The 4708-nt window shown below is 48.9% G+C and carries 3 protein-coding genes; all 3 read right to left on the bottom strand.

The genetic code is table 11. The features are described 5' to 3' along the window. On the bottom strand, nt 1–1139 hold a 1139-nt coding region (locus CX664_RS23225), incomplete at its 3' end, for a hypothetical protein (RefSeq protein ID WP_219622279.1). A 137-nt stretch (nt 1140–1276) separates the two neighbouring features. Then, nucleotides 1277–3685, bottom strand: a complete 2409-nt coding sequence (locus CX664_RS23235; protein ID WP_101749027.1) for an RAP domain-containing protein — start codon at nt 3683–3685, stop codon at nt 1277–1279. Between the two features lie 105 nt (nt 3686–3790). Continuing rightward, nucleotides 3791–4708, bottom strand: a 918-nt coding sequence (locus CX664_RS23240; RefSeq protein ID WP_146000255.1) for an RAP domain-containing protein, incomplete at its 5' end; no start/stop codon positions are given.

A 4708-nucleotide genomic window follows, 5' to 3' on the forward strand; every position in this document is an offset into this window, starting at 1 on the left:
GCATTAAATTGGTCTTTCTGTGCGTTCACGCGGGGCAACAGCGCGGCCACGGCCTCTTTGAGCCCTGGTGTCTGCTCATGCCCGTTGTCCACCAGTTTCGCCATGGCCCACAGCTGGTTGGCGATATGCTGAGGAATAAATTGGTCTTTCTGCGCGTTCACGAGAGGCAACAGGGCGGCCACGGCCTCGTTGAGCCCTGGTGTCTGCTGCTGCGTATTTTCCACCAGTTTCGCTATGGCCCACAGCAGGTTGGCAATATGCTGGGTATTAAATTGGTCTTTCTTCTGTGCGTTCACATGGGACAACAGCGAAGCCACGGCCTCGTTGAGCTCTGGCGTCCGCTCCTGCCCGTTGTCCACCAGTTTCGCCATGGCCGACAGCAGGTTGGCAATACCCTGGGTCTTAAATTGGTCTTTCTGTGCGTTCACGTGGGGCAACAGCGCGACAACGGCCTCGTTGAACTCTGGTGTCCGCTCCTGCCCGTTGTCTAACATTTTAGCCATGGCCCACAGCAGGTTCGCGACACCCTGAGCATCAATATCCCTGGCTGGAGGTTTTTGGTTGCAGTTAAATATTATTGAATCAAATAGCGTTGACAATAAGGCCGCTTGAGTACGCTTAACTCGCGCATCCATGGGTTTATGAAGGGTAAACACACCCGCTGAAGTCAATGAGTGAAGTGTTGTCGTCAGGCTTCGCCAATTCCAGCTCCGTGTTACGGTAAAATTTTGCAGCAAACGCATCAGCTGGCTTTGTTCTGTTCGATTTAACGGTCTTTTAGCCGCTAACGTGTATTTTTTAACTGAACTGGCATATAGGCCGTGATCTCTCCCATCATAGCGATCACCGAAACGATGCGATTTACTCACCAGATCATCCATTATTTCCTGTTTGATGAGGACATTAAAATCTTGAGCAGAGTTGACTGAACGGTGAAGTAAATATTGAGAAGGGCGTGTGCCGTAAGAATGGTGAAATTCATTACATCCCGGGGTAGAGCGGGGTTGACTATCCCTCTGTCTGACTGTGGCATGTCTATATCGACCACGCCTTGAAGAAGGGGCATGGCCATTCGGTTGGTTGTAACCGTTATCTGATCTTGGGTATTGACCACTGATACCAGCAGAACTTCTATCCATAATTATATTTCATTAATTCATGAAAATATAAAAAGCAGACTGCTGTTCTGCTCAGAAGTTCATTGTGCGGAAAAGTTTACTTGAGTCATAGGCGATTACTGGCTGCTTGTTTTCTTCCTCTTTGCTGGATTGGTTTGCTATTTTGAATGTTCTTCACCAGTCACGTATGCAGCATCTGCCCACCCTCTTTTAAGTGATACACAGTCATGACCCTTTGGCGCGATGCTTACCCTGATCTTTATTTGATCAATATAGGGTTTCATTAAATCTTTCTTCAAAAGCTGGTTAGCCGGGATTTCAATGACCTCAAATCCTGCTTTTTGCAGCAGTGCGATTTTCAGCAGAGTTGAACCATTCCGGGTTTTGAAATCACCACCCACGTAATGAGAGGGGCCCTGAACTTCAATCACCATGTTGTGATCTGGCAGTAGCAGGTCTACCGGAGGTAATGAGTTCAGACTCTTTTCTTCTTCAATCCTCAAAGATGGAATAGATGATTTGAGTTGATCGCGGAAGTCGACCTGGTTTTTTGAAATGTTTGTTTGGTAATGGCGAACGACCGGACAGGCTCTGCCAAGCCAACTGGCAGCCTGGGTAATGATGGATTGTTCCTCTTCATTGTCTGGCGATGTATTTTTCAGGCGAGTGAACAGGTCATCCATGTGATTTTCAAACACGTTACTTTTATTAGCATTGGAATCCAGAAACAACCTGGCACTGCATACCATGACTCCCCACAGAGACAACGGTATCTCTTGCTGAGAAAACTGAGGGTTTTCACTGATTTGATAGACAAGCGATTCGAATGTAGAGATAACCACGTTCAGCTCAAGGAGTTCACCCAGTTTCGCCATGGCCCACAGCATGATGGCAATAGCCTGGGCATTAAATTGCTTTTTCTGTGCGTTCACGCGGGGCAACAGCGCGGCCACGGCCTCTTTGAACTCTGGTGTCCACTCCTGGCCGCTATCCACCAGTTTTGCCATGGCCCACAGCAGGTTGGCGATATGCTGAGGAATAAATTGGTCTTTCTGTGCGTTTATGTGGGGCAACAGCGCGGCCACGGCCTCATTGAGTCCTGGTGTCTGCTCCTGCCCGCTGTCCACCAGTTTCGCCATGGCCCACAGCAGGTTGGCGATACCCTGTGGTTTAAAGTTAGCTTTTTGTAGGTTCACGTGGGGCAACAGCGCGGCCAGGGCCTCATTGAGCCCTGGTGTCTGCTCCTGCCCGTTGTCCACCAGTTTCGCCATGGCCCACAGCAGGTTGGCGATACCCTGTGGTGTAAAGTTGGCTTTCTGTGCGCTCACGTGGGGCAACAGCGCGGCCAAGGTCTCTTTGAGTTCTGGTGTCTGTTCCTGCCCGTTGTCCACCAGTTTCGCCATGGCCCAAAGCAGGTTGACGATATACTGTGGGTTAAAGTTAGCTTTCTGTGCGCCCACGTGGGGCAACAGCGCTGCAAAGGCCTTTTTGAACTCTGGTGTCTGTTCCTGCCCGCTGTCCACCAGTTTCGCCATGGCCCACAGCAGGTTGGCGATTTCCTGTGGTTTAAAGTTAGCTTTCTGTACGTTCACGCAGGGCAACAGCGCGGCCACGGCCTCTTTGAGCTCTGGTGTTCGCTCATGTCCGTTGTCTGTCAGTTTCGCCATGGCCCACAACAGGTTGGTGATACCCTGGGCATTAAATTGGTCTTTCTGTGCGTTAATATGGGGCAACAGCGCGGCCACAGTCTCGTTGAGCTCAAGTCCCTGCTCCTGTCCGTTGTCCGCCAGTTTTGCCATGGCCCACAGCCGGTTGACAATTTCCTGCGGTTTAAAGTTAGCTTCCTGTGCGTTCACGTGGGGCAACAGAGCGGCCATAGCCTCGTTGAGCTCCAGTTTCTGCATCTGCCCGTTGTCCACCAGTTTCGCCATGGCCCACAGCAGGTTGGTGATTCCCAGGGCATCAATATCACTGGCTTCAGGTTTTTGGTTGCACTTGAATATTATTGAATCAAATAGCGTTGACAATAACTTAGCCTGAGTAAGTTTAACTCGCTCATCCATGGGTTTATGAAGGGTAAAAACACCCGCTGAAGTGAATGAGTGCAGTGTTGTTGTCAGGCTTCGCCAATTCCAGCTCCGCGTTGCAGTGAAATTTTGCAGTAAACGCATCAGCTGGCTTTGTTCTGTTCGGTTTAACGGTCTTTTAGCAGCTGACGTGTATTTTTTAATTGAACTGGCATATTGTCCGTGATTTCTCCCATCATAGCGATGACCGAAACGATTCGATTTACGCACCAGATCATCCATTATTTCCTGTTTGATGAGGGCATTAAAATCTTGAGCAGAGTTTACTGAACGGCACTGTAGATGTTGAGAAGAGCGTGTGCCAGAAGAGTGGTAAAATTCATTGCGACCCGGTGCAGTCCGGGGGGGATTATCCCATTGTCTGACTGTGGCAAGTCGGTATCGCCCATGCCTTGAAGAAGGGGCATGGCCATTCGGTTGGTTGTAACTGTTATTTGATCTTTTGTATTGACCACTGATACCAGCAGAACTTCTATCCATAATTATATTTCATTAATGCATGAAAATATGAAAAGCAGACTGCTGTTCTGCTCAGAAGTTCATTTTGCGGAAAAGTTTACTTGAGTCATGGTGGGAGGAAGGCGATTACTGGCTGTTTGTTTTCTGCCTCTTTGCCGGGTTGGTTTGCTCTTGTAAATGTTCTTCGGCAGTAACGTATGCAGCATCTGTCCACCCTCTTTTAAGTGAAACAGAGTCATGCCCCTGTGGCGGGATGCCTATCCTGATCTTTATTTTATCAATATAGGGTTTCATTAAATCTTTGTTCAAAAGCCGGTTAGCCGGGATTTCAATGACCTCAAATCCTGCTTTTTGCAGCAGTGCGATTTTCAGCAGAGTCGAACCATTCCTGGTTTTGAAATCACCACCTACGTAATGACCCGGTCCCTGAACTTCAAGAACCATGTTGTGATCTGTCAGAAGCAGGTCAACCGGAGGTAATGAGTTCAGACTCTTTTCTTCTTCAATCTTCAAAGATGGAATAGATGATTGGAGTTGATCGCGGAAGTCGGCTTGGGTATTTGAAATGGTTGTCTGGTAATGGGGGACGGCCGGACACGCTCTGCCAAGCCAACTTGCGGCCAGGACAATGGTGCGTTGATCCTCTTCATTGTGCAGGAATGTATTTTCCAGACGGGTAAACAGGTCGTCCATGTGTTTTTCAAGCACGTTATTTTTATTGGCATTGGAGTCTAGAGACAACCTGGCACAGCATACCATGACTCCCCAGAGAGACATCGATATCTCTTCCTGAGAAAACTGAAGCTTCTCACTGATTCGATAGACAAGCGATTCGAACGTAGAGGTAGCCAGGTTCAGCTCAATGAGTTCACCCAGTTTGGCCGTGGCCCACAGCAGGTTGGCAATACCCTGGGCATTAAATTGGTCTTTCTGTCCGTTCACGCAGGTCAACAGCGCAGCCACCGCTTCGTTGAACACTGGTGTCTGTTCGTACCCGTTGCCCACAAGTTTTGCCATGGCCCACAGCAGGTTGGTGATATGCTG

Source organism: Endozoicomonas acroporae (assembly GCF_002864045.1).
Lineage (GTDB): Bacteria > Pseudomonadota > Gammaproteobacteria > Pseudomonadales > Endozoicomonadaceae > Endozoicomonas > Endozoicomonas acroporae.

Bases quoted from the DNA above. Each gene is read 5' to 3' on its own strand.
- CX664_RS23235 (WP_101749027.1), bottom strand. From the start codon at position 3,685: ATGGATAGAAGTTCTGCTGGTATCAGTGGTCAATACAAAAGATCAAAT.